Annotated in this window: 20 protein-coding genes; 11 read left to right on the top strand and 9 right to left on the bottom strand. The window is 76.4% G+C overall.

From position 1 onward, the window contains the following. Window positions 1-6: 6 nt before the first annotated feature. From hpf to mtrA, 5 genes are all read right to left on the bottom strand, one after another. On the bottom strand, window positions 7-693 hold the full coding sequence (hpf, locus tag NT8_RS01890; RefSeq protein WP_067963447.1) for a ribosome hibernation-promoting factor, HPF/YfiA family: 687 nt from the start codon (window positions 691-693) through the stop codon (window positions 7-9). Window positions 694-1,409: 716 nt separating this feature from the next. After that, on the bottom strand, window positions 1,410-2,075 hold the full coding sequence (locus NT8_RS01885) for a ComF family protein (protein WP_067963442.1): 666 nt from the start codon (window positions 2,073-2,075) through the stop codon (window positions 1,410-1,412). Between the two features lie 230 nt (window positions 2,076-2,305). Continuing rightward, window positions 2,306-4,216 (bottom strand): LpqB family beta-propeller domain-containing protein, encoded by a 1,911-nt coding sequence (locus NT8_RS01880; protein WP_067963439.1) that lies wholly within the window; start codon window positions 4,214-4,216, stop codon window positions 2,306-2,308. Beyond that, the gene (gene mtrB / locus NT8_RS01875; protein ID WP_067963436.1) at window positions 4,213-5,949 is read right to left on the bottom strand and encodes an MtrAB system histidine kinase MtrB; all 1,737 of its coding nucleotides are present in this window, start codon (window positions 5,947-5,949) and stop codon (window positions 4,213-4,215) included. Before mtrB ends, NT8_RS01880 begins: the two co-directional genes overlap by 4 nt. A gap of 16 nt (window positions 5,950-5,965) precedes the next feature. Next, a complete protein-coding gene (gene mtrA, locus NT8_RS01870; protein ID WP_067963433.1) occupies window positions 5,966-6,643 on the bottom strand; it encodes an MtrAB system response regulator MtrA in 678 nt (225 codons plus the stop codon). Window positions 6,644-7,097: 454 nt separating this feature from the next. On the opposite strand from mtrA, the gene NT8_RS01865 reads away from it, so the two are divergent. From NT8_RS01865 to NT8_RS01835, 7 genes are all read left to right on the top strand, one after another. Further along, window positions 7,098-8,453, top strand: a complete 1,356-nt coding sequence (locus tag NT8_RS01865) for a glycerophosphoryl diester phosphodiesterase membrane domain-containing protein (protein WP_067963430.1) — start codon at window positions 7,098-7,100, stop codon at window positions 8,451-8,453. After that, window positions 8,450-9,094, top strand: coding sequence for a DUF4129 domain-containing protein (locus NT8_RS01860; protein WP_067963427.1), 645 nt, complete (start codon window positions 8,450-8,452; stop codon window positions 9,092-9,094). The genes NT8_RS01865 and NT8_RS01860 overlap by 4 nt, the downstream gene beginning before the upstream one ends. Further along, the gene (locus NT8_RS01855) at window positions 9,091-10,266 is read left to right on the top strand and encodes a DUF4350 domain-containing protein (RefSeq protein ID WP_067963424.1); all 1,176 of its coding nucleotides are present in this window, start codon (window positions 9,091-9,093) and stop codon (window positions 10,264-10,266) included. Before NT8_RS01860 ends, NT8_RS01855 begins: the two co-directional genes overlap by 4 nt. Before the next feature lie 70 nt (window positions 10,267-10,336). Continuing rightward, entirely contained in the window at window positions 10,337-11,320 is a 984-nt protein-coding gene (locus NT8_RS01850; protein WP_067963422.1) for an AAA family ATPase, read from the top strand. Between the two features lie 82 nt (window positions 11,321-11,402). Continuing rightward, complete coding sequence (locus NT8_RS01845; protein ID WP_067963420.1) at window positions 11,403-12,707, top strand: DUF58 domain-containing protein; 1,305 nt, start codon at window positions 11,403-11,405, stop codon at window positions 12,705-12,707. 437 nt (window positions 12,708-13,144) lie between these two features. Further along, complete coding sequence (locus NT8_RS01840) at window positions 13,145-14,587, top strand: DUF4244 domain-containing protein (protein ID WP_067963416.1); 1,443 nt, start codon at window positions 13,145-13,147, stop codon at window positions 14,585-14,587. Window positions 14,588-14,627: 40 nt separating this feature from the next. Beyond that, complete coding sequence (locus NT8_RS01835) at window positions 14,628-15,029, top strand: hypothetical protein (RefSeq protein ID WP_067963412.1); 402 nt, start codon at window positions 14,628-14,630, stop codon at window positions 15,027-15,029. 31 nt (window positions 15,030-15,060) lie between these two features. On the opposite strand, the gene NT8_RS01830 is transcribed toward NT8_RS01835, so the two are convergent. After that, the gene (locus NT8_RS01830) at window positions 15,061-16,056 is read right to left on the bottom strand and encodes a stage II sporulation protein M (protein ID WP_067963409.1); all 996 of its coding nucleotides are present in this window, start codon (window positions 16,054-16,056) and stop codon (window positions 15,061-15,063) included. Window positions 16,057-16,169: 113 nt separating this feature from the next. Between NT8_RS01830 and NT8_RS01825 the strand changes: the two genes are divergently transcribed. Further along, window positions 16,170-16,967, top strand: a complete 798-nt coding sequence (locus tag NT8_RS01825) for an RDD family protein (RefSeq protein WP_067963406.1) — start codon at window positions 16,170-16,172, stop codon at window positions 16,965-16,967. Between the two features lie 15 nt (window positions 16,968-16,982). Here the strand turns inward: NT8_RS01825 and ahcY (NT8_RS01820) are convergent, their stop codons facing one another. Both ahcY (NT8_RS01820) and ahcY (NT8_RS01815) read right to left on the bottom strand, forming a co-directional pair. After that, window positions 16,983-18,242 (bottom strand): adenosylhomocysteinase, encoded by a 1,260-nt coding sequence (gene ahcY, locus NT8_RS01820; protein WP_067963402.1) that lies wholly within the window; start codon window positions 18,240-18,242, stop codon window positions 16,983-16,985. A gap of 22 nt (window positions 18,243-18,264) precedes the next feature. Further along, window positions 18,265-19,701, bottom strand: coding sequence for an adenosylhomocysteinase (ahcY, locus tag NT8_RS01815; RefSeq protein WP_067963400.1), 1,437 nt, complete (start codon window positions 19,699-19,701; stop codon window positions 18,265-18,267). A 137-nt stretch (window positions 19,702-19,838) separates the two neighbouring features. Here ahcY (NT8_RS01815) and NT8_RS29090 point away from each other — a divergent pair, with 137 nt between their 5' ends. Further along, window positions 19,839-20,273, top strand: a complete 435-nt coding sequence (locus tag NT8_RS29090) for a MerR family transcriptional regulator (RefSeq protein ID WP_157515441.1) — start codon at window positions 19,839-19,841, stop codon at window positions 20,271-20,273. Between the two features lie 34 nt (window positions 20,274-20,307). Next, complete coding sequence (locus NT8_RS29085) at window positions 20,308-20,811, top strand: GNAT family N-acetyltransferase (protein ID WP_245645994.1); 504 nt, start codon at window positions 20,308-20,310, stop codon at window positions 20,809-20,811. 76 nt (window positions 20,812-20,887) lie between these two features. Here NT8_RS29085 and NT8_RS01800 read toward each other — a convergent pair whose 3' ends face one another. Continuing rightward, window positions 20,888-22,957 carry an acyltransferase family protein gene (locus NT8_RS01800; protein ID WP_067963397.1) on the bottom strand — a complete coding sequence of 690 codons (2,070 nt, stop codon included), beginning with the start codon at window positions 22,955-22,957 and terminating at the stop codon, window positions 20,888-20,890. A 348-nt stretch (window positions 22,958-23,305) separates the two neighbouring features. Here NT8_RS01800 and NT8_RS01795 point away from each other — a divergent pair, with 348 nt between their 5' ends. Beyond that, a complete protein-coding gene (locus NT8_RS01795) occupies window positions 23,306-24,496 on the top strand; it encodes a hypothetical protein (protein WP_245645993.1) in 1,191 nt (396 codons plus the stop codon). Window positions 24,497-24,511 lie beyond the last annotated feature (15 nt).

Raw genomic sequence — 24,511 nt, 5'->3', positions numbered from 1 at the left:
GCCCGGTCAGTCGACCAGGCGGAGCACACCGTAGTCGAAGGCCTTGCGGCGGTAGACCACGCTGGGGGCGTCGCGCTCCTCGTCGTGGAACAGGTAGAAGTCGTGTCCGACCAGCTCCATCTCCATGAGCGCCTGGTCGATGGTCATGGGCTTGGCGGAGTGGAACTTCTCGCGGACGATCAGCGGGGCCTCGCCCTGGGTGGCGAGTTCGACCACGCCGTCGGCGAACTGGTCGTCGACGGCGGCGCCGTCGAACTCCTCGGCCGGGGCCGCGGCCGTGTCGCCGGGCGGAGCGGGGGGCGGCGCCACCGCGCCCAGGCCGGTGCCCGCGCCGTCGACCGCGAGGTCGGCGGTGGCGGCGGCCACCGACACGGGGGCGCGGGTGCCCTTGTGGACCTTGCGCCGGTCGGCGGCCTTGCGCAGCCGCGCCTCGATGCGGACGAGGGCGAGGTCGAGGGCGGCGTAGCGGTCGTCGGCGGACGCCTCGGAGCGGACCACGGGCCCGCTGGAGTGGATGGTCAGCTCGACGCGCTCGCACACGTCCGCGAGCCGCGGGTTGCGTTCCCGGGACACCTCCACATCGACGCTCATGCCCTTCTTCTCCCACTTGGCGAGCTTGGTCAGCTTGTTCTCGACGTGCTGCCGGAACTTGTCGCTGACCCCCGTGCGTCGACCCTTGACGATGATGTCCACAAGACCCCCTTCAACGCGTGGCCGCCGGGGCGGCGGCCGGCTGTATCGCTGCCGTGAATTGGCTGGTGCGCGGGTTGGGTTCGGACCGTGCCTCCCTTCCACCGCCGGGAGCGGCGGTGCGGTTTGGCAGTGCGTATACCCACGAGATCTTGGCTCACCCCTGCGGCGCGGGACGGCGCGGCGGACGGCGGCGCGGGACGGGGCGCGCGCGGAGGGGACGGGGCGCGGCCGGGGCGCACTGCGCGCTCCGGCCGGCTCGCCGTGGACATGTCACCCGCCCGGCCGACCTGGTCTTCGTCCCCACATCCGCCTGCTGAGGGTCTCGCCGCGCTTTGGTGCGACTACTGCCCTTCTCCCGTGACCGAGGGACATCCGGACCCTCTGCGGGGCAGGACTTACCTCTAAGCCGCACCGTGATCGGTCGACGAAAAGTCGCCTTACGTGGGCCGTTTCGCCTGCGGCTGGCATCGGCTTGCCGGACTCGCGCCCCCGCGAGGGGGGCGCCGCCTCCGGCGCAACCACGGACCCGGACGGGTGCCATGTCCTGAACGCTAACCCGAGATGCCGCCGATGTCAGGTGGGGCATCGGCCGGCATCGCGGGAAAAGCGCTCGGTCGCCCCCATAAATCGCCGAAGGAGGAAGAAACCGGACCGTGTGGTAAAGACTTCTTGACGGTCCGGCCGCCATCGGGGGCACCCCCGGCCTGGGATCGAGGTTACCCGCGATCGGCCACCACGGCGGCGCCGGCCACCGGCCACCCGGCCGCGCGCAGCGCCCGGGCGGCCTCGGCGAGCGTGGCGCCGCTAGTCACGACGTCGTCGACGACCACCACCGGGCCCGCCCGCGGCGGCGGGTCCGGCCGCGCCTCCAGCGCCCCGGCGAGGTTGGCCCGGCGCCCGGGCCGGTCGAGCCCGACCTGGTCGGCGACGTGGCGCCGGTGCCGCAGCACCGGGGCCACGCGTGCCGGGCGGCGGCCGCCGTGGTGGCGGGCCGCGGCGCGGGCGAGCAGCAGCACGGGGTCGTAGCCGCGCCGCCGGCGCGCCCCGGGGCGCGCCGGGACGGGGACCAGCACGGGGGCGCCGCGCCCGCCGTGGGCGGCGGCGACCGCCCGCGCCAGCCGGGCCCCGAGCGGGGCGGCGAGGGCCCGCGCCCGGCGCTCCTTGAACTCCAGGAGCACCGCCCGGTGAGGGTCGGCGTAGGGCCCGGCCGCCCACACCGGCGGGCACCCCGGCCGGCCCCGGCACCGGCGCGGGGGCGACCGCAGCGCGGCCGCGCACGGCGGGCAGAGCAGGGGCCCGGGGCGGGCGCAGCCGGCGCAGCGCTCGCCCAGGAGCAGACCGGTGAGGGCGGACAGGGCGGTGGACACGGTCGTCGCGGACACCCCGCCAGCCTGGCCCGCGGCCCCGCCGCCCCGCCACCGCGATCCCGCACCTGTGGAGAACCTCCGCCCGGCCATCGACGCGGGGCGGTTCCGGGCGTGCGGAGGCGCGCCCCGCGGCGGTGGCGGACGGGGCCGTGGTGCCGGGGGGAACCCCTACTTCCAGGCAACCCGCGCGAGGGGCGGTCGCGCCACGGGAACCGCGCGCCTGTGGACGGCGGCCCGGCGGCGGGTCAGCCCGGGTAGACGGGGTTGGTGCCGTCGCCGGCCCGCTGCCAGCTGATGCGGTCGTTGGTCATCCAGATCTGGTCGTCCTCGGAGGAGGAGAGCAGCGGGCGGCCGGGGGCGGCGCTGACGCCGACCATGTCGGCCCCCGACGGGGCGCCCGCACTGCTGGTCTCGGTGCTGCCGTCCAGCGACACCAGGAAGCCCTGGTCGGCGCCGCCCTCCTTGCGGCCCAGGACGACGAGCTGGTCGCCGCCGCGCCACGCGACGTCGGAGACGTCGCTCAGCTCGCGGGCCAGCGGCAGCAGCCCCGAGGCGGACACGCCGCCGTCGGAGAACACGACCCGGCCGACGTACAGCCGGCCGTCGGCGTCCTCCTCCTGCTCGGGGTCCTCGACCACCGCGGCCAGGCGCGTGCCGTCGCGCGACATGCGCAGCCCGGCGACCCGGCGCTCGGCCAGTTCGGGGGCCGCCACCTCGACGGGTTCGGCCCCGTTGCGGACCAGCCACAGGCGGGTCCCGACGCGCTCGGCGTCCTCCCGGTCACCGCCGGGCTCCGGGTCGCTGCCGCGCTCGGTGTCGTCGTCGGCGGACTCGGCGTCCTCGGCCTCCTCGGCGGCGGGGGCGTCCGCGCCGACGTCCTCGGCCACCCACAGGTTGCCGTAGGCGTCCCAGGACAGCGCCGCGTAGTCGCCCCCGCTGAGCACGGCGGTGTAGGCGCTGCCGTCCTCGGCGCGGGCCACGACGACCTCGCCGCCGCCCGCGCGGATTCCGGCGACCCGCTCCTCGTCGAGCGAGACGGCGTGCGCCTCCAGCGGGGTGTCGCCCACCCCGGGCGCGCCCTCGACCCGGGTCTCCTGCGGCCGGCTGTCCTGCCGGCCGGGGTCGAGCGACCACACCTGGGAGTCGCGGACGAAGTAGGCGCTCAGGTCGCCTGCGGCGCCGGAGGGGTTGACGGCGTCCCAGCCGCCCGCGGTCAGCAGGTCCTCGCCGCCGCCGGGCGCGTCGACCTCCTCGCCGTCGATGAGCAGGACCAGCTCCTCGACCTCGGGGAGCTGCCGCAGCGTCCACACCAGCTGGGCGGACATGCCGTAGCGCGCCTCGGCCCCGCCGGGCACCCCGCTGAGGTCGACGGTGACCCGCCCGGACTCGACCGCGACGTCGGCGCGCGCGTCGGCGCCGAAGGCGGTGTCGACGGCCGGGGCCAGCCAGTCGGTCGGCCCGGAGGTGAGCATGGTGACGAGCCGGTCGGCGAGGTCGTCGCCCGACACGGGCAGGAAGACCGGGTCGGGGACCAGGCTGCCGCGGTCGCGGTTGAAGAAGTACAGGTTGAGCGGCCGGTAGGCGAGGTCGACGTCGCGGCGGCTGAGGATGAGCTGGTCGGGCAGCTCGCTGATGCGCCACTCGCCGTCGGCGGCGCGCACCAGCTCGAAAGAGATGTCGATCATCTCGCCGGGGTCGGACGGCAGGTACTGGCCGTCGGCGTCGATGGTGGCCACCCGGGTGCTGCGCATGCGCACGGTGGCGGTGGTGCCGTCGTCGCCGGGTTCGGCGTCGACGGCGACCGCGTCGAGGTTCTCGTAGACCAGGACGCGCCCGTCGGGCTCCCAGTCGGCCTGCCGGTCCGGCACCAGGTACTCGCGGGCGGTGCCGTGGTCGTCCTCGAAGCTGCCCATGCCCTTGAGGAAGCCGCGGACCAGGCCCTCCTCGCCCACACCGGGCTGCGGCCCGGCGGGCAGCATGCGCACGTAGCTGCCGTTGGGGTCGCCGGTGTCGCCGCTGCCCGACCCCTGTGTGACGGCGCCGCCGCTGGGCACGGTCGCGCACGCCGACAGCGTCGCGGCGAGCAGCGCGGCGACGGGCGCGGCCGCGCGGGCCCGCGTCCGGCGCGTGCGGTCCCCGGTGCGTCCCCCGGTCACGGTGCCTCCCCGGTAGTGGTCGCGGTGCCGCCGCTGCGGGCGGGGTCGAGCACGGCGGCGAACCCGGGCCGGGGCCGCCCGATGGCCATCTCCGGCGGGGCGAGCGGCAGCGGCGACCCGCGCAGCTCCCGGCCCGCCGAGCGGGGCAGCGACAGCCGGAACTGGGAGCCCTTGCCGGGCATCCCCCACGCCTGGAGCCAGCCGCCGTGCAGCAGCGCGTCCTCCTTGGCGATGGACAGGCCCAGGCCGGTGCCGCCGGTGGTGCGGGCCCGGGCGGGGTCGGCCCGCCAGAACCGGTCGAAGCAGAGGTGCTCCTCGCCCTCCTTGAGGCCGACGCCGAAGTCGCGGACGGCGACGGCGACCGCGTCGCGGTCGCCCGCCGCGGTGACGATGACGTCCTTGCCCTCGCTGTGCTCGATGGCGTTGACGACGAGGTTGCGCAGGATGCGGTTGATGCGGCGGGCGTCGAACTCGGCCAGGCAGGGGTCGGCGGGCAGCCGGAGCACCACCTTGATGCCGCGCCGCTCGGCGATCTGCTCGGCGTCGCCGACCGCCCGCATGACGGCGTCGCGGATGTCGCCGGACTCCAGCGCGAGGGTGGCGGCGCCGGCGTCGTGCCGGCTGATCTCCAGCAGGTCGGCGAGCAGCTCCTCGAACCGCTCCAGCTGGCTCTGCAGCAGCTCCACCGACCGGCCCATGGTGGGGTCCAGCTCGTCGCGGTCCTCGTAGAGCAGGTCGCCGGCCATGCGGATGGTGGTGAGCGGGGTGCGCAGCTCGTGGGAGACGTCGGAGACGAACTGGCGCTGCACCTTGGACAGCTCCTCCAGTTCGTGGATCTTCTCCTGGAGGTTGCCGGCCATGTCGTTGAAGGACATGGCGAGCCGGGCGAGGTCGTCCTCGCCGCGCACCTTCATCCGCTCGGTGAGGTCGCCGGCCGCCAGCCGCTCCGCCGACCCGGCGGCGAGCCGGACGGGGTTGACGACCTGGCGGGTGACGACGTAGGCGGTGCCGGCCAGCAGCAGGATCAGCGCGGACCCGACGAAGAAGACCGTGTTCTGCACCAGGTCGAGCATCTGCTGCTCGTGGTCCAGGGGGAACAGGTAGTACAGCTCGTAGGCGTGCGACATGCGGGCGCCCACCGCCAGCCCGGGTTCGCGGGTGTCGCCGCGGATGATCTCGGTGTAGGTGACGTACTGCTGCTCCAGCTCCAGGCTCTGCCCCACGTCGTCGCGGAGCCGCCGGGGCACGCTGGCCTCGTCGACGGTGGCGTAGCCGCTGAGCCCGCCGACGTCGGGCAGGATGACCACCTCGTAGAGGCCGGTGGTGCCGCTGCTGTTGCTCAGCTCCTCGGTGATCTGGGCGAGGCGGGCGTCGGGGTCGGTCGACTGCTCGCTGTCCTGGAGGGCGTTGATCGCGGCGGTCAGGCCGGCCTTGTGGTCGTTGAGCGCGGCGGTGCGCTTGGCCTCCAGCAGACCGGTGAGGACCTGCTGGACCAGGAAGAACCCGAGCACGGTGGTGACGAGCGCGGAGATGAGCAGGGTGGAGGCGACCACGCGCAGCTGGAGCGACCGGCGCCAGCGCGTGTGGACGCCGCGCACCAGGCCGCGGGCGGCGCGCTGGGCCGCGAGGTAGCCGGCCAGCAGCAGGCCGACCGCCCGCTGCCAACGCGTCGAGGCGGCGCCCTCGCCCTCGGGAGGGTGCGCCGCCTGCGCCGCCGTGCCGACTCCGGTCACCGCCGCCTCCGCGCGATCAGGCGGTGCCGGCCTTGTACCCGACACCCCGCACGGTCACGACGACCTCGGGGTGCTCGGGGTCCTTCTCGATCTTGGCCCGGAGCCGCTGCACGTGCACGTTGACCAGGCGGGTGTCGGCGGCGTGCCGGTAGCCCCAGACCTGCTCCAGCAGCACCTCGCGGGTGAAGACCTGGCGCGGCTTGCGGGCCAGGGCGACCAGCAGGTCGAACTCCAGCGGGGTCAGGCTGATGGGCTCGCCGTCGCGGCGCACGGAGTGCCCGGCGACGTCGATGGTGATGTCGCCGATCTGCAGCACCTCGGGGGCGGGCTCCTCGGTGCGGCGCAGCCGCACGCGGACGCGGGCCACCAGCTCCTTGGGCTTGAACGGCTTGACGATGTAGTCGTCGGCGCCGGACTCCAGGCCGAGGACGACGTCGACGGTGTCGCTCTTGGCGGTGAGCATGACGATCGGCACCCCGGACTCCGCGCGGATCTGCCGGCAGACGTCGATGCCGTCGGCTCCGGGCAGCATGAGGTCCAGCAGGACGAGGTCGGGTTTGGTCTCGCGGAACGCCTCGAGGGCTTTGTCACCGTCGTGGACGAACGAGGGCTCGAAGCCCTCGCCCCGCAGGACGATGCCCAACATCTCGGCGAGAGCGAGGTCGTCGTCGACGACCAGTACGCGTCCCTTCATGGGTGTATCCGGCGCCGCGCGCATCCCGTACGGGCTGCGGCGCCGCGCCTGCTCCTTTCCGGACACTCAAGCGGCGAAACTACGGACTCTGCTGCCGGGGCCCCGAGAGCGGGGCCGCCCCTCCCCTTACCTTGCCATCTTTCGGCTCGGGGGGTTCCTCGTTCGCCCGGCCGCCCCGAGGGGCGTCCCACCCGGCCCCGCACGGGGCGGGACCGCTTCGGTAGGGCCGGACCCGGGAGCCTCGGCCCCCGGTCCGCCGTCCCGTCCAGGACCGGCCGCCCTCCTCGCGCGCACGCCCCCGAACCGCGGATAACCGAAAGCATACAAAAGGAATGAACGCTACTGGTTGCCTGATAGATGGCCAAATGAGGCGCGAGACGGGATCGCCTGCCAGTAGGTTGATCTGGAGCAGCATGGGTACGGAGACGGCCCAGCCCCCCCGGACGGAGGACCGATGACGCAGGACGACGACGGAGCCCGCGGCCGCCCGGAGACCCCGCCCGGCCCCGGTTCCGCGTCGCCGGCCCCCGCGCCCTGGGCCGCGCCCGGCGGCGCCCCCGGCGGACCGGCGGCCGACTGGGCGGCCCCGGGCGGCGGCACGCCGTCCGCGCCCGGCCACGGCGGAGGGTACCCGCCGCCCCCGCCCGGCGGAAACCCGCCCGGCGGTCCGCAGGGCGGGTACGCGCACCCCGGCCACGCGCCCGGGGGGTACCCGCCGCCCGGCGGCCCGCACGGCCCGTACGGCGGCCCCCCGCCGCACGGCCACCGCCCCGGTGCCCCGTGGGGCGCGCCCCGGCCGGGCATCGTCGCGCTGCGCCCGCTCACCCTCGGCGACATCTTCAACGGGGCGTTCGGCTACGTCCGCGGCAACCCCAAGGCCGCGCTCGGGCTGACCGCGATCATCACCGCCGTGGTCAGCCTGCTGCCCGCCCTGAGCGCCGGGACCATGATCGGCGACCTCACCTCGTGGGAGGAGCGGCTGCTCGCCGACCCCGAGGCCGTCGCCGACTTCCCGCTCTCCCCGGCCACCCTCGCCGCCCAGTTCGGCGGCATGCTCGTCGGCTTCGTCGGCTCGGCCGTCCTGACCGGCCTGCTCGCCACGGTCGTCGGCCTGGCCGTGCTCGGGCGCAAGGTGTCCATCGGCGAGGCGTGGCGCGCGGTCGTCCCCCGGCTGGGCGCCGTGTTCGGCGTCGCCGCGCTGCTGCTGCTCGCCGGCGTCGGCTCCTTCTCGATACTCGGCCTGGTGATCGTGCTCGTCGCGGTGATCGGCACCGCGGGCTCCGTGGGGCTCGCCGTCCTCACCGGGTTCGCGGGCGGCATCGCCTGGGCCGCGGGCAGCGTCTGGGTGTACGTCCGGCTGAGCATGGCCATGCCGGTGACCGTCCTGGAGCGCATCGGCGCCGGCGCGGCCCTGGCCCGGTCCTGGCGGCTCACCCGCGGCAGCTGGTGGCGGGTGTTCGGCATCCTGCTGCTCGCCTCGGTGCTGGGCGGGGTGGTGTCGAGCATGCTGTCCGGCCCGTTCTCGCTGCTCGGCGGCTTCTCCGAGCTGCTCATCGACAACGCCGCGGTGGCGGCCACGGTCTACGGCGCCGCGGTCTTCCTCGGCTCGGTCGTCGGCGGCCTGGTCACCACACCGTTCGTCACCGGCGTCACCACGCTGCTCTACGTCGACCTGCGGATGCGCCGCGAGGGCCTGGACCTGCGGCTCGGCGCCGCCGCGCAGTCCGGCTCCGACCCGGGCCCCGAGATCTACCTGCCCGAGCCCGTCGGCCCGGCCGCGCCCACCGGTCCGTACGGGACGGCCGGGTGAGCCGCGCCGCAGCGGCCGTACCCCCGCTCGCCGGACTCCTGGACGCCGACGAGGGCGCGCGCCTGGCCCTGGAGGAGCTGTCCGACCCGGTCTACCGCGGCGCGCAGCCCGACCTGCTGGACGTCGTCTACCAGCGCGTCATGGAGTTCATCGCCGACCTCGCCGACGCGGCCGCGGGGGCCGTCCCCGGCGGCTGGTGGGTGCTCGGCCCCCTGCTCGCGGTGCTGGCCGCCCTCGCGGTGGCCCTCGTCGTCCGGCTGCGGCCGTCGCGGCACACGGCCCTGCGGCACGCGGCCGTCGACTCCGGCGCGCCGCTGACGGCGGCCGACCACCGCGCCGCCGCCGACCGGCACGCCGCGGCCGGGGAGTTCGCGGCGGCCGTCCGCGAGCGGCTCCGCGCCGTCAGCCGCGACCTGGAGGACCGCGCCGTGATCCCGCCCCGCCCCGGGCGCACCGCCACCGAACTCGCCGCCGAGGCCGGCGCGGCGCTGCCCGAGCGGCGCGACGACCTCGGCCGGGCGGCCCGCGTCTTCAACGACATCGCCTACGGCGAGCGCCCGGCCACCGCGGACGACGACCTGCTGCTGCGCGGCGTCGACGCGCGGCTGGCCGCCGCCCGGACGGCGGTGCCCGCCCCGTGACCGCCCCCGCTGCGGCGCCGGCGTCCGCCGCGTCCGCCCCCTCCTCGCCCGGCCCGCGCGCCCTGTGGCGCCGTGCCCGCGGACCGGTCGCACTGGTGCTGGCCCTGACCGCGCTCGCCGTCGTGGTGTCGATCGGCACCGAGCGGCCGCCCGAGGGCGTCCTCGAACCCGAGGGCCCCAACCCCGAGGGCGCCCGCGCGCTGGTCGCGATCGCCGAGGACCGGGGCGCCGACGTCACCGTGGCCCGCGACGCCGCCACCGCCGCCGACGCCCTCACCGGCGACGCCGTCCTGGTGGTCGCGCTGCCGCACCGCCTCACGCGCGCCGAACTCGACCGGCTCGCCGAGGCCCCCGGCGACCGGCTGCTGGTGCGGCCCACCGGCCCCGCTCTGGAGGCGCTGGCCCCCGGCGTGCGCATGACCGGCCGCGTCGACGACGGCGCCCTCGACCCCCGCTGCGACCTGCCCGAGGCCGCGGCGGCGGGCACCGCCGCCACCGGCGGTGAGCTGTACACCGGGCCGGACGGCACGACCGCCTGCTACCCCGCCGACGGCGGCGCCGCGCTCGTGCGCGTGCCGGTCGGCGGCGGCGCCACCGCCACCGTCCTCGGCACCCGGGACCCTCTGACCAACACCGGGCTGGCGGCGCCCGGCAACGCGGCGCTGGCGCTGAACCTGGTCGGCACCGGCGACGTGGTGTGGCTGCTGCCCGACGTGCCCGCCGAGGGCGGCCGGGCCACGATCTGGGAACTGCTGCCCGCCGGGCTGCGCGCCGCCCCGGCCCCGCTGGCCGCCGCGCTGCTGCTGCTCGCGTTCTGGCAGGGCCGCCGCCTGGGCCCGCTGGTCACCGAGCGGCTGCCGGTGGTCGTGCGCGCCGCCGAGACCACCGAGGGGCGGGCCGCGCTGTACGCCGCCCGCCGCGCCCGCGACCGCGCCGCCGCGGCCCTGCGCGAGGGGTTCTCGGCCCGGGTGCGGCCCGCGCTGGGCCTGGGCCCCGACGCCCCGCCCGACACCGTCGCGGCGGCGGTGGCCGACCGCACCGGGGCCGACCCGGCGCGGGTGCGGGCGCTGCTGTCCGGCCCGCCGGACGGCCCCGACCCGGCCACGGCCGACGACGCGGGCCTGGTGCGGCTCGCCGACGACCTCGACCGCCTCGACGGGCTCCTGCGGTGACGCGCCGCACGCACCTCCCCCTCCCGTCCGTCCCCGTCCACCGCAGAACCCGAAGAGAGGTACCGCCGACGTGACCGCCATCCCCGACCCGGGCCCGCAGCGGGCCGAGCAGGCCCGCGCCGCCCTGACCGCGCTGCGCGACGAGGTCGCCAAGGCCGTCGTGGGCCAGCACGAGACCGTCACCGGGCTGGTGGTGGCGCTGCTGTGCCGCGGCCACGTCCTGATGGAGGGCGTGCCCGGCGTGGCCAAGACGCTGCTCGTGCGGTCGGTCGCCGCGGCCCTCGAACTCGACTCCCGGCGGGTGCAGTTCACCCCCGACCTGATGCCGGGCGACGTCACCGGCTCCCAGGTCTACGACGCGCGGACGGCGCGGTTCGAGTTCCGCGAGGGGCCGGTGTTCACCCAGCTGCTGCTCGCCGACGAGATCAACCGGACCCCTCCGAAGACCCAGGCCGCGCTGCTGGAGGCCATGGAGGAGCGGCAGGTGACCGTCGACGGCCGGCCGATGGCGCTGCCCGACCCGTTCGTGGTGGCCGCCACCCAGAACCCGGTCGAGTACGAGGGCACCTACCCGCTGCCCGAGGCGCAGCTCGACCGGTTCCTGCTCAAGCTCGTGGTGCCGCTGCCGGGGCGCGAGGACGAGGTGGGCATGCTCGCCCGGCACGCCGCCGGGTTCGACCCGGGCGACCTCGCGGCCGCCGGGGTGCGGCCGGTGGCCGGCCCGGACGACCTGCGCGCGGCCCGCGCCGCCGTCGGCGCGACCCGGGTGGCGCCCGAGGTGCTGGCCTACATCGTGGACCTGTGCCGGGCGACCCGGCAGTCCCCGTCGCTGCTGCTGGGGGCGTCGCCGCGCGGCGCGACGGCGCTGCTGCGCACCAGCCGGGCGTGGGCGTGGCTGTCGGGCCGCGACTACGTCGCGCCCGACGACGTGAAGGCGCTGGCCAAGGCGACCCTGCGGCACCGCGTCGCGCTGCGCCCCGAGGCGGAGCTGGAGGGCGCCACGTCCGACGGCGTCCTCGACGGGGTGCTGGCGTCCGTTCCGGTGCCGCGCTAACGCGCGGGCGGCCGGCCCCGGGGGGTGCGGCCGGGTGGGACCCCCGTACAGCGGGGCCGAGTGGAGAGACGGGTGGCGACTCATGGCGGTGACCGGGCGCGCGGTGCTGGCGGCGTTCGCGCTGGTGCCGGTGGTGGTCGTGGTCGGTGCGGCCGGGCCGTGGCCGGTCGCGGCGCTGATCGCCGCGCTGGTGGTGCTGATCGCGGTCGACCTGGCGCTGGCGCCCAGCGCCCGCGCGGTGGCGTTCGAGCGCTCCGGGGACACCTCGATCCGCCTGGGTGAGACCGCGACGGTGGAGCTGGTGGTGGCCAACCCGGCGCGGCGCGTGCTGCGCGCCCGGGTGCGCGACGCGTGGCCGCCGAGCGCGGGCGCCCGGCCGCGCGTCCGCGACCTGCGCGTCCCGCCCGGTGAGCGGCGGCGGATCGGCACCGAGCTGACCCCGCAGCGCCGGGGCGACCACGTCGCGGCGGGGGTGACCGTGCGCAGCACCGGCCCGCTGGGGCTGGCCGCCCGCCAGTGCACGCACACCGTGCCGTGGGCGGTGCGGGCGCTGCCGCCGTTCCACAGCCGCCGCCACCTGCCCGGCAAGCTGTCGCGGCTGCGCGAGCTGGACGGCCGGCACAGCGCGCTGGTACGCGGGCAGGGCAGTGAGTTCGACTCGCTGCGCGAGTACGTGCCGGGCGACGACGTGCGCTCCATCGACTGGCGGGCCACCGCGCGCCGGGAGAACGTGGTGGTGCGCACCTGGCGGCCCGAGCGCGACCGGCGCATCCTGATCGTCCTCGACACCGGCCGCACGTCGGCGGGCCGGGTGGGCGACGTGCCGCGCCTGGACCACGCCATGGACGCGGCGCTGCTGCTCGCCGCGCTCGCCGCCAAGGCGGGCGACCGGGTCGACCTGCTCGCCTACGACCGGCGGGTGCGCGCCCAGGTGCGCGGCCACGGCCGGGGCAGCCGGGTGCCCGCGTTCGTCCAGGCCATGGCGCCGCTGGAGGCCGAACTGGTGGAGTCCGACCCGGCCGGGCTCGTCGCCGCGATCCTGGGCGAGCGGGGCGGCCGCACCCGGCGGCTCGTGGTTCTGCTCACCGACCTCGACCCCGCCGCGCTGGAGGAGGGCCTGCTGCCGGTGCTGCCCGCGCTGACGTCCCGCCACCTGCTGCTGGTCGCCGCCGTCGGCGACCCCCGGGTGGCCGAGATGGCGGCGGGGCGCGGCACCGCCCGCGCCGTCTACGCCGCCGCTGCGGCCGAGCGCACCCTCGCCGGCCGGCGGCGGGTGACCGCGGAGCTGCGCCGCCACGGGGTCGAGGTGGTGGACGCCGGGCCGGAGCACATCGCGCCCGCGCTCGCCGACGCCTACATCGCCCTCAAGGCGCAGGGCCGCCTCTAAGGGGCGCCAAGGGGCACTGAGGACACTGGGGGAACCGGGCGACGCCGGGGGGCGCCGGGGGCACTGAGGGGATCGCGCGGCGCTGATCAACGGGTCCGGCGACCGTCCGGCGGCCGCGCCCGGTTGAACTCTCGGCGAGCATCCGCCGAGCCCGCGGGAACGGCCGGCGGCCCGGCCGGTTGCCGCCGCGTTTCCCGCCGGTGAACCGGCCGCGGGCCGCCGCCACCCGCCCGCCGCCCCGATTCCACGCCCGCCACCGCCCCGACCTGGCCTTTCACCGGCACGGCCGCCGCCCGCACGGCGCCGCTCCCCCGCGACCCGGCCGGTCCCCCGCCCGCCGCCGGACCGGCCGCACGGCCCCGGACCCCCGCTGACCGGCGCCTTAACCTCGGAACCGACTCGGTCCCTGCGACGGGCCCCGTGCCCCGGGAGTAGCGGTGTTCTGCGGCAGGCGTGCGCGCCACGGCGACGACGGCGCATCGGTCACGGAGTACGCGGCGGTGGTCCTGCTCGTCGCCTCCGTCGCCGGTGCGCTGCTGGTGTCGGCCGCCGTCCCCGCGCGGGTCTCCGGCTTCATCGAGTACGCGCTGTGCCGGGTGCTCGGCGGCGACTGCCCGGCCCCCGGCCCGCAGGCCGACGCCCCCCGCGACGAGGACTTTCTGCCGCCCCGGTGCGAGGTCTTCCAGACGCAGGACCGCGCCGGGTACTCGCTCTACGTCGGCATCTTCAAGTTCGGCGACGAGTACGCGTTCATGGAGCAGCAGATGGCCGACGGCACCTACCGGCTGACGCTGCTGCCGCACAACGCCGAACTGGGCGTCGAGGGCAAGCTGTTCGAGATCCGCGGCGAGGGCGGCGACCACGTGCAACTGGGCGCCGAGGCCAAGATCGGCGCCTACCTGCGCGCCGGGGTCGGCGACACCTGGGTGTTCGGCGACCGGGAGCAGGCCGCCGGGTTCAAGGACGCCATCATCGAGAACCAGCAGGCCCTGGAGAGCATGGGCCGCAACCCCGGCGCCGGGCTGTACTACTGGCTGAACCCGCCGCCGGAGATCCCGGACCCGGTGATCACCACCGCCACGCTGCGGCTGGAGGCCGGGGCGACCGCCGAGGCGGGCGCCGGGGTGAAGACCTCGGACAGCGAGCGGTACCTGGACATCGGCACCGGGTTCACCGGCCGGTTCCGGGTCGGCGCCCAAGTGGCCCACCGCGAGGACCGCCGCGACCCCGACAACCCCCTCACCGGCACCACCTACCAGTTCGACGGCACCCTCGCCGGCGGCGGCCAGGCCCTGGGCGGCGGCGCCGAGGCGCAGGGCACCTGGACCGGCGCGATGCGCGTGATGCGCGACGCGAAGGGCGAACCGGTGGAGATCATGTACTCCACCGCCGTCGAGGAGGCGCTGGTCAGCAAGGACCGCCTGGGCGGCCGCGGGGCGGCCGGCAAGGGCGGGGTCAAGCAGAAGGACGGCGGCAGCACCCTCCAGGAGACCCGCACGACCCTGGTGCTGGACACCCCCGAGGAGCGGGCGATCGCCGACGCGTACCTGCGCGAGGTGGGCACCACCGGGCTGCCCGCGCTCGCCTTCAGCCAGGTGTTCGACGACGGCTCCGCCGTGCTCGCCGCGCCGCCGCCGGGCGCGGGGGCGTTCGAGCGGCTGCTCTACGAGCAGGCGACGGTCGCCACCACCACCCAGGAGCGCACCACCGACAGCGACGCGTTCGGCGGCCGCGTCGCCCTGGGCCTCGGCCTGGGCATGAAGCTGCACACCGAGTCGTCGGAGGCCGACACCGTCGAGGCGGAGTACCTCGGCGCGCCGGAGCCCGGCGGCACCCGGACCTTCGAGGAGTTCCCGCAGTGCGTGTCGACCAGGGAGTGACCCGCCCGGTACCGGGTGGCGCGGCGGCCGGGGGCCGGCCGTGAGGCGCGCGGCGTGGGCGGTCGCGGTGGCCGCGGGCGGGTGCGCCGCGGTCCTGGCCGGGTACGCGCTCGTCGGCATGGCGACCGCGGCGACGGCGCCCGACCCCGCGCTGACCCGGCCGGCCGGGGTCGGCGTCGACCAGGTGCTCAACGTGCTGGCGGGGCTGGTCCTGGTGGCCGCCGCGGTGGGGCTGGGGGCGGTGGTCGCCCGCGTCCGGGGCGGGCTGGGCCCGGCCGCGTCGGCGGCGGCGGGCGCCGTCGGCCCGCTGGCGGCGGTCGCGGGCGTGCTGGCGCTGTTCCTGGGGCCGAGCGGGGGCGGGGCGGGGATCGCCGCCGCGCACGCCGGGGCGGCGGTCGCCGGCACCGTTGCGGGCCTGTGGGCGGCCCGCCGGCGCGGCTGAGCGGCCCGCGGCGTCCGGCGCCGAGCACCGGTCAGCCCGCGACGGGCGCCGTCTGCGGGCGGGCGGCGATGTCGCCGGTCTCGCCGTCGAGGACGGCCCGGCGGCCCAGCGTCCACACGTAGCCGAGGAACAGGGCCTCGGCGACGACGCCGATGCCGATGCGCAGCCAGGTGGTGTGCACCCACCCCGTCACGAAGCCCTCGATGAGCCCGGATATGAAGAGCACGAGGACCAGCCCCAGCGCCACCGCGATGGCGGGGCGGGCCTCCTCGCCGAGGGCGCGCGCCCGGGGCCGGGGGCCCGGGGCGATCAGCGTCCAGCCGAGCTTGAGCCCCACCCCGGCGGCCACGAAGACGGCGGTCAGCTCCAGCAGCCCGTGCGGCAGGATCAGCCCGAAGAACACGTCGCCCTTGCCGTGGGCGAACATCATGCCGCCGGCCGCCCCGAGGTTGGCGCCGTTGAGCACCAGCACGTAGACCGTTGGCAGGCAGAGGAACACGCCGAAGATCAGCGCCTGCGCCGCCGCCCACGCGTTGTTCGTCCACACCTGCGCCGCGAAGGACGCGCCGGGGTGCTCGACGTAGTAGTTGGCGAAGTCGTTCTCGACGTAGGCGCGGATCTCGTCGGGGGTGCCCAGGGCGGCCTGCACGGCGGGGTCGACGGCGATCCACCAGCCCAGCGCCGTCGACAGCGCGACCGTGCCCGCGGTGGCGCCGATCCACCACCAGCGCAGCCGGTAGACCACGGCGGGGAAGGTGCGGGTGAAGAAGGTCAGCACGTCGCGCCAGGCGGGCTCGTGCGCCCCGGTGACGGCCGCACGGGCCCGCGCCACCAGCCCGGACAGCCGACCCACCAGAGCGGGGTCCTGGCCGCTGGAGCGCACCACCGACAGTTGGGTGGACACCCGCTGGTACAGGTCGACGAGTTCGTCGGTCTCGGGGCCGGTGAGCCGGCGGCGCCGGCGCACCAGCACCTCCAGGCGCTCCCAGTCGGGGCGGTGCGCTGCGGCGTACACGTCGAGTTCCACGCCTGGACTCTACCGACCCGGCGCCGACCGCGCTCGGCCGCCGGTGCGCACGCCCTCCCGATGCTGACAGACTGGTGGGCAGGCGGATGCGACCGGATCGAGGAGGCGGGGCCGTGGCGTACCCGGGTGGTGTGGAGGCGTTCGGGCAGTCCTCGCTCGTGACGGGTGACGCCGTGGTGCTCGACCTGCGCCCGGCGGGCTTCGCCACGCGCATGGCCGCCCTGGCGATCGACATGCTCGTGCAGGGCGCGGCCGTGCTGGCCATGGTGGTCGCGGCGGCGGTGATCGGCACCGGGCTCGACCCGGCCGCCACAGCGGCGGCCGCCCTCGGCCTGTACGTGCTGATCATGGTGGGCTACCCCACCGCGTTCGAGACCCTGTCGCGCGGCCGGTCGCTGGGCAAGCTGGCGCTGGGGCTGCGGGTGGTGGGCGTCGACGGCTCGCCGGAGCGGTTCCGGCAGGCGCTCGCGCGGGCGCTCACGGGCGCCGTGGAGATCTGGGCGATGCCGGTCGTGGCGCTGGTCACCGCGCTGGTCGACCGCGACGGCCGCCGGGTGGGCGACTTCGTCGCCGGCACCCTGGTGGTGCAGGAGCGCGCCGGGGGCCGGCGCGACGAGGTGATCGAGATGCCGCCCCGCCTCGCGGAGTGGGCGCGCGGCACCGAGCTGTCCGGGCTGTCCCCCGAGACCGCCGCCATGGCGCGGCGGTACCTGCTGCGCCGCGACGAGCTCACCGACCAGGCCCGCTACGAGATGGGGGTGCGGGTCGCCGACCTCGTCGCCCGGTCCATCGCCCCGCCGCCGCCCCCGGGGGTGGCGCCGCCGGAGTACCTGGCGGCGGTCCTCGCCGAGCGGCGGCGCCGCGAGGAGGAGCGGATGGCGCGGCGGCACGGCGGGGCGCCCACCCGCTGACCCCGCGCGGCCGGGTCAGGCCCGCCAGGACGACAGGTACTCCTCCTGGCCCGGGGTGAGCCGGTCGATGGCCACCCCGAGCGCGCCCAGCTCCAGCCGGGCGACCTCGGTGTCGATGGCCTCGGGGACGTCCAGCACGCCGGGGGCGAGCGCGTCCCGGTGCTCGGCCAGCCACGCGACGGTGAGCGCCTGCACGGCGAACGACATGTCCATCACCGCTGCGGGGTGGCCCTCGGCCGCGCCGAGGTTGACCAGCCGCCCCTCGGCGAGCAGCACGACGCGCCGGCCGTCGGCGAGCACGTACTCGTCGGCGTTGGGCCGCACGTCGCGCCGGACCTCCACGGCCAGCGCCTCCAGGGCGGGCAGGTCGATCTCGACGTCGAAGTGGCCGGAGTTGGCCAGCACGGCGCCGTCCTTGAGCGAGGCGATGTGCTCGGCGCGGACGACGTCGCGGTTGCCGGTGACGGTGACCAGGACGTCGCCCGCCGGGGCGGCCTCGTCCATGGGCAGCACGGTGTAGCCCTGCATGACCGCGTCGAGCGCCTTGACCGGGTCGACCTCGGTGACCACGACGCGGGCGCCCATGCCGCGCGCCCGCTCGGCCAGGCCGCGCCCGCAGTAGCCGAACCCGGCGACGACGAGGGTGCGCCCGGCCAGCATGGTGTTGGTGGCGCGCAGGATGCCGTCGATCGTGGACTGGCCGGTGCCGTACCGGTTGTCGAACATCCGCTTGGTGGCGGTGTCGTTGACCGCGACCATGGGCAGCCGCAGGGCGCCCTCGGCGGCCATGCGGCGCAGCCGGATGACCCCGGTGGTGGTCTGCTCGCAGCCGCCGAAGGCGTCGGCGAGCAGGTCGGGGCGGTCGTGGGCGATGTTCACCAGGTCGCAGCCGTCGTCGAGGAGGAGGTGCGGCCGGGTGGACAGCACCGTGACGAGGTTGCGGTCGTAGGTGTCGGGGTCCATGCCCGCGCGGGCGAACACCGCCACCCCGTCCTCGGCGACCAGGGCCGCCGCGGTGTCGTCCTGGGTGGACACCGGGTTGGAGGCGGCCAGGGCCACCTCGGCGCCGCCCGCGCGCAGGGTGCGCAGGATGTTCGCGGTCTCGGCGGTGACGTGCATGCACGCTGCCACCCGCAGGCCGTCGAGCGGGCGCTCGGCGGCGAACCGGGAGCGGACCGCGCGCAGCGCGGGCATGGCGTGCTCGGCCCACGCCACGCGGCGGACCCCGGCCGGGGCGAGGCCGAGGTCCGCGACGTCGTGCTCGGGTACGGGCATGCGGAGGGGGTCTCCCCCGGGCCTAGTACCGGTAGTGGTCGGGCTTGTACGGCCCGGCCACGTCGACACCGATGTAGGCGGCCTGCTCCTTGGTGAGCTCGGTGAGCTTGACACCGAGGGCGTCGAGGTGCAGGCGGGCGACCTTCTCGTCCAGCAGCTTGGGCAGGACGTAGACGTCGGTGGGGTACTCGTCGGTCTTGGTGAACAGCTCGATCTGCGCGATGACCTGGTTGGTGAAGCTGTTGGACATCACGAAGCTCGGGTGGCCGGTGGCGTTGCCCAGGTTGAGCAGCCGGCCCTCGGACAGCACCAGGATGGTGTGGCCGTCGGGGAACCGCCATTCGTGGACCTGCGGCTTGATCTCGGTCCGGACGATGCCGGGGATCTTGGCCAGGCCGGCCATGTCGATCTCGTTGTCGAAGTGGCCGACGTTGCCCACGATGGCCTGGTGCTTCATCCGCGCCATGTGGTCGGCGGTGATGATGTTGAAGTTGCCGGTGGTGGTGATGAAGATGTCCGCGGTCTCGACCACGTCCTCCAGCACCGTCACCTGGTAGCCGTCCATGGCCGCCTGGAGGGCGTTGATGGGGTCGACCTCGGTGACGATGACGCGGGCGCCCTGGCCGCTCAGCGCCTCGGCGGAGCCCTTGCCGACGTCGCCGTAGCCGCAGACCACGGCGACCTTGCCGCCGATGAGGACGTCGGTGCCGCGCATGATGCCGTCCGGCAGCGAGTGGCGGATGCCGTACTTGTTGTCGAACTTGCTCTTGGTGACCGAGTCGTTGACGTTGATCGCCGGGAAGAGCAGCTTGCCGTCGCGGTGCATCTCGTAGAGGCGGTGCACCCCGGTGGTGGTCTCCTCGGTGACGCCCTTGATCCGGGCGGCGACCTCGGTCCACTTGCGCGGGTGGGCGGCGACGCTGTCGCGGAGGAGCTTGAGGACGATCGCGAACTCCTCGCTGTCGGCGGTGGAGGGGTCGGGGACCGCTCCCGCCTGCTCGTACTCGGCGCCCTTGTGGACGAGCATGGTGGCGTCGCCGCCGTCGTCCAGGATCATGTTGGGGCCCTCGCCGCCGGGCCAGGTGAGCGCCTGCTCGGTGCACCACCAGTACTCCTCCAGGGTCTCGCCCTTCCAGGCGAAGACCGGGACGCCCTGGGGGTCGTCGGCGGTGCCGTTCGGGCCGACCACGACCGCGGCGGCCGCGTGGTCCTGGGTGGAGAAGATGTTGCAGCTCACCCACCGCACCTCGGCGCCCAGGGCGGTGAGGGTCTCGATGAGGACGGCGGTCTGCACGGTCATGTGCAGCGAGCCCATGATCTTCGCGCCCTTGAGGGGCTGCGCGGCGCCGTACTCGGCGCGGGTGGCCATGAGGCCCGGCATCTCGTGCTCGGCGAGCCGGATCTCCTTGCGACCGAACTCGGCCAGGGACAGGTCGGCGACCTTGAAGTCGAAGGACATGCGCGATTTCTCCTCGTGGTGGGACCGGACCGAGTCTACGGCCGGGTGCGGCGCGGGGGCACCGCCGATGAGGCGAGATTGACATCCGCGTGTCAGATTCGGGCGATCGGCGCTCCGGCTGGGTTAGGGTCGCGTGCATGGCCGATGCCGCTGACCCCGCCTCCCCCGCCCCCGCCGACCCGTCCGCGTCCGGCGCGGGCGCGCGGCTGCCGATCTCGGCCGCCGCCGAGCGGCTGGGCACCAGCCCGCGGATGCTGCGCTACCGCGAGAGCCTGGGGCTGCTGCCGGCCACCAAGGAGCGGCCCACCGGGCGCGGCCACCGGCACCGGCGGTTCTCCGAGGCGGACCTGCGCACCGTCGCCGCGGGCCTGGAGCTGGAGCGCGCCTACGACATCGCGCCGGGCGCGCTGGCGTTCGCGCTGCGGATGCTCGCCGAACCCGCGACGCTGGCGCGGGTGCGCGCCTACGGCGAGCGCCTCGGCCGGCTGGCCCCGCCGCCCGCCCGCGCGATGGATTTCGAGAAGCAGAAGGCGCTGCGCCTCCTCCAGCAGCGCTCCCGCGACGCCCGCTGACCCGGGCGGCGGGCCGCGGGGCCACAATGGGCGGGTGACCACCGCGCCCTCCGCCCTCTCCTGGGACATCGCCCCCGCCGCCGTCGACTCCGCCGAAGCCGCGGCGGTGCTGCGCGCCTACACCACCGAGATGGCCGACCGCTACTACGGCCGGCCCGCCACCGCCGCCGAGGTCGACGCCGCCCTCGCCGAGGACCCGAGCGACGACCTGGTGCCGCCGCACGGCGTGTTCCTGCTCGCCCGCTCCGGGGGCCGGGTGGCGGGCTGCGTGGGGGTGCGCCGGCTCGACGCCGCGACCGCCGAGGTCAAGCGGCTGTTCGTGCACCCCGGCGCGCGCGGCGCGGGCGGCGGGGCGCGGCTGCTGGCCGGCGCCGAGGCGGCCGCGCGCGGCCTGGGGGCGCGCGCCGTGCGCCTGGACACCCGCCACGACCTGGTGGAGGCCCGCGCCCTGTACGCGCGCGAGGGGTACGCCGAGATCGCGCCCTACAACGCGGGCCCCTACGCCGAGCACTGGTTCGAGAAGCGCCTCACCGGCTGACGGCGGAGCCCGGCCGCCCCCTCCCGGACCGGCCGGGCACCCGCCACCGGCTCCTCTCGGACGGCACAGGCCGCCCTCACCAGCCGGCGGCGGCGCGCATGCGGTCCTCCAGGGCCGGGGCGAGGGTGTTCATGTAGGTGGTGGTGAAGTGGCTGCCGTCCCAGTAGACGAGGACGTTGCCGACGACCGCCGGGCACTGGGCCTCCGGGCAGACCAGGTCGGTGAGGTCGACGAACCCCACGTTGGGCGGCACCCCGGTGAGGTCCGCCAGCGGGGAGTGCTCGGCCAGGGACTCCGCCCGCGGGCCCGAGCACGCGGCCGCCCCCCGCTCCGCCACGCATTCGGCGGTGTCGAAGCCGAGGCGCGGGGTGTCGCGGATCGCCACCACGTCGATGCCCATGGCGTCCAGCTCCCGCCACCGCTCCAGGTAGCCGTCGACGACCACCTCGCCGCCGAAGCCGGCGACGTCGTCGATGCTGGTGCTGGTCGCGGTGGTGACCACCGCGTCCGGCCGCAGCTCGGCCAGCTCGGCGAGGACCCCCTCGTTCCAGTCCGCGCACGCGGTGTAGGGGGCGCCCTTGTAGGTCTGCGGCAGGTCGGTGAACAGGCAGGCGCCCTTGATGATGTTGACGAGCCGCCAGTCGTTCTCCTCGGCGATGCGCGCCAGCGCGGGCTGCCAGTGCGCCGCGTGCGACCCGCCCACCAGCGCGATGGTGCGCTCGGGGGTGTCCGACCCGAACGCGCAGGTCAGCACGGTGGAGTCGGTGATCCCCTGGTTGCAGCCGTTGGCGTAGGTCTCCGGCACGTCCTGCGCGGCGTCGGCCGGCGCCGGGTACACCGGCAGCTCGCGCGGCGCGCGCCCGCTCCCGCCGTCGGCGAGCACGGCCGCGCCCGGGTAGTTCCCCGGGTCGGACACGAACGCCTCCCGCTCGCGCTGCTGCTCGGCCAGGTAGACCGACCACGCCGTCGCGCCCCCCAGCACCGGCAGCAGGAACACCAGCCCCGCGGCGAGCGACCAGGTGCGCGTGGCGCGCTCGCGGGTGAACCGGTCGACCCCCGCGTCGGTCAGCCGGGTCGTGGCCGCCGCCAGCACCAGGGACAGGCCCAGGACGGCGCACCCGCCGGTGAGGCTCGGCACGGTCCGGTCGGTGACCGACAGGTAGCACACGAGGATCGGCCAGTGCCACAGGTAGAGCGCGTAGGAGATGTCCCCGATGTAGTGCAGCGGGCGCCAGGACAGCAGCCGGTCGGCGCCCACCCGCGAGTCCGTGGTGCCCGCCACGATCACCAGCGCGGCGGCGAGGGTGGGCCACAGCGCCACGTAGCCGGGGAACAGCGTCGACACCTGGAGCAGCAGCCCGCACGACACCAGCGCCGCCAGCCCGGCCCAGCCGAGCACCACCCGCAGCCGCCGGGGCAGGCGCAGGTGCGGGAGCAGGAGCGCGAGCGCGCCGCCCAGTGCCAGCTCCCACAGCCGCGCCCCGGTGTCGAAGTACGCCCACTGCTGGCGGGTGGCGGTCGTCACCACCGAGTAGGCCAGGGAGACCGCGAAAACCGAGCCCAGCGCGCCCAGCGCCACCCGCCGCACCGGCCACCCGCGCCGCTTCGCCGTCCACGCGACGGCCGCCATCAGCACCGCCCACAGCAGGTAGAACTGGCCCTGGATCGACAGCGACCAGAAGTGCTGGACCGGGCTGGCGGCGGTGTGCTGGGCCAGGTAGTCGACGGAGTCCAGGGCCAGCCGCCAGTTCTCCGCGTAGAGCGCGGCCGCGACCACCTCGCCGATGGTGTTCCGCCAGCGGTCCTCCGGCAGGAACAGGTACGCGGCGACGAGCACCCCGGCCAGCACCACCGACGCCGCAGGCAGCAGCCGGCGCGCCAGCCGGGTGAGGAACGCGGCTGCGTCCACCCGGCCGGTCCGCTCGACCGCGCGCACCAGCGACCCGGTGATGAGGAAGCCGGTCAGCATCAGGAACACGTCGACGCCGCCGGAGACCCGGCCCAGCCAGATGTGGTAGACGGCCACGAGCAGCACGGCGACCGCCCGCAGCCCCTGGATCTCGGGGCGGCGCGGCGTGGGCCGGCGGGCCGGCGCGGGGGCGCCGTCGGGCGGGGCCGGGCGGGTTCCGGCGGGGGAGGACTGCACGGTGCGGCCACCTCACTAGTGCGCGCCGTCCGTTCCGCGCCGCGCCTGGGCGGCGGCGGGGGTGAACACCGGGGTCCGCCGCGGGACCACCGGGACGGCGGGGATGTCGGGCAGGGGGCGGCGTCCGCTGCGCGGGCCGGCGTGCGGGCCGCCCGGGGGCCGTGCCGCCCGGCCGGTGGCGGCGGGCGCGGTCGCCGCCGGGCCATGCTGCCGTACCGGTGTTACGGGCGGGGATACCGCAGTTGAACCCCGGGCCACGGCCCGGCCGCCCGCCCGCTTTCCGGCGTTCCGCGATGGAACGCGGCGTTCAGGGTTTTATCCGCCCTCCGGCTGGCTACGGTGCTAGACGTGGAGATCCGACACGGACGCGCCCTCGCCACCGACCACCTGCCCGCCCCCGTGCGACGGCGGCTCGCCGACCTCGACCGGCTGCACGAGGTGTGGTCGGCCCGCCGCCGGCACCAGCCGGGCGATACCGTCGCCGAGGGCCGCGACGCCCTGCTGCGGCGGCACGTCCGGGAGCTGCGCGCCGCCGCGGCGGCCCCCGCCGACCCCGCCCGCGAGCGCGCCGAGGCGGACGCCCTCATCGCGACCGCCGCCGTGTGGCGGGCCGGCGAGCGGCTCACCGCCGACTACCTGGGGGGCCTGGCCCGCTCCCTGCCCGACCTCGACCCGCCGGTGCCCGGGGCGCCGGACACGGGCGCGGTGCTGGCGGCGGCCGCCGCCGTCGAGGCCCATCCCGTGGTGCGCGCGGCCCACCTGCTGCTCACCGGCGCCGAGGAGCTGCGCCGCGCCGAGCGCGCCGCCCCCGCCGCCGACCGCCCGGCGGGCCCCGAACCGCTCCTGCGCCCGCTGCCGTGGGCACTGGCCACCCTGTCGCTGATGCGGTCGGGCTACCCGCCGCTCGCCCTCGACCACCGGCTGGCCGGCCCGCAGCGCACCGGGCCCGCCGCCGACCCGTTCGTCCGCGCGGTGGGCCTGATCACCGACATGGCCGCCGCGGCCATGCGCGCCGGGCTGAGCCGGCCGGCCAAGTCCACCGGGCCCGCGCCGCCGCGCCCGACGTCGCTGGCGGTGGCGCTGCACCGGCGGCTGCTCGACCACCTCCGCGACCGGTCGGACTCGCTGCGGATGGTGTTCCGCGAGATCGAACCCGAGGCGCGCATCGCGGTCGCCGCGGGCACCGCCGACTCCGCCGCCACCCGCGAGCAGTGCGACGCCGCGGCGCAGCGGGTCCTGGTAACGCCCGGACCCGGCTGCTGGTGGGCGTCGATCGACGTCGACCTCGACGGCGGCATGCTGCGGCTGCTGGTGTCCGTCCACGACGTGGGCGCCCCGCCGTCGGGGGTCCTCGCGGTGACCGCCGACGCCTGGCTGACCACCGACGACGGCGCGGCCGACGTACTCGACCCGGCGTGCACCGACTGCGTCACGCTGCTGCCCACCGACTGCGCGGGCGAGCGCTGGCCCCAGGTCGAGGCGTTCGCCGACGACGCCGTGGCCCGCGCCGTCGGGCACCTCACGGCGGCGCTGCGCTGACCGCCCGGTGCCCGT

The organism is Nocardiopsis trehalosi NBRC 14201, from assembly GCF_001552555.1.
Lineage (GTDB): Bacteria > Actinomycetota > Actinomycetes > Streptosporangiales > Streptosporangiaceae > Nocardiopsis_B > Nocardiopsis_B trehalosi.
This window is presented reverse-complemented; position numbering and strand designations above follow the sequence as displayed.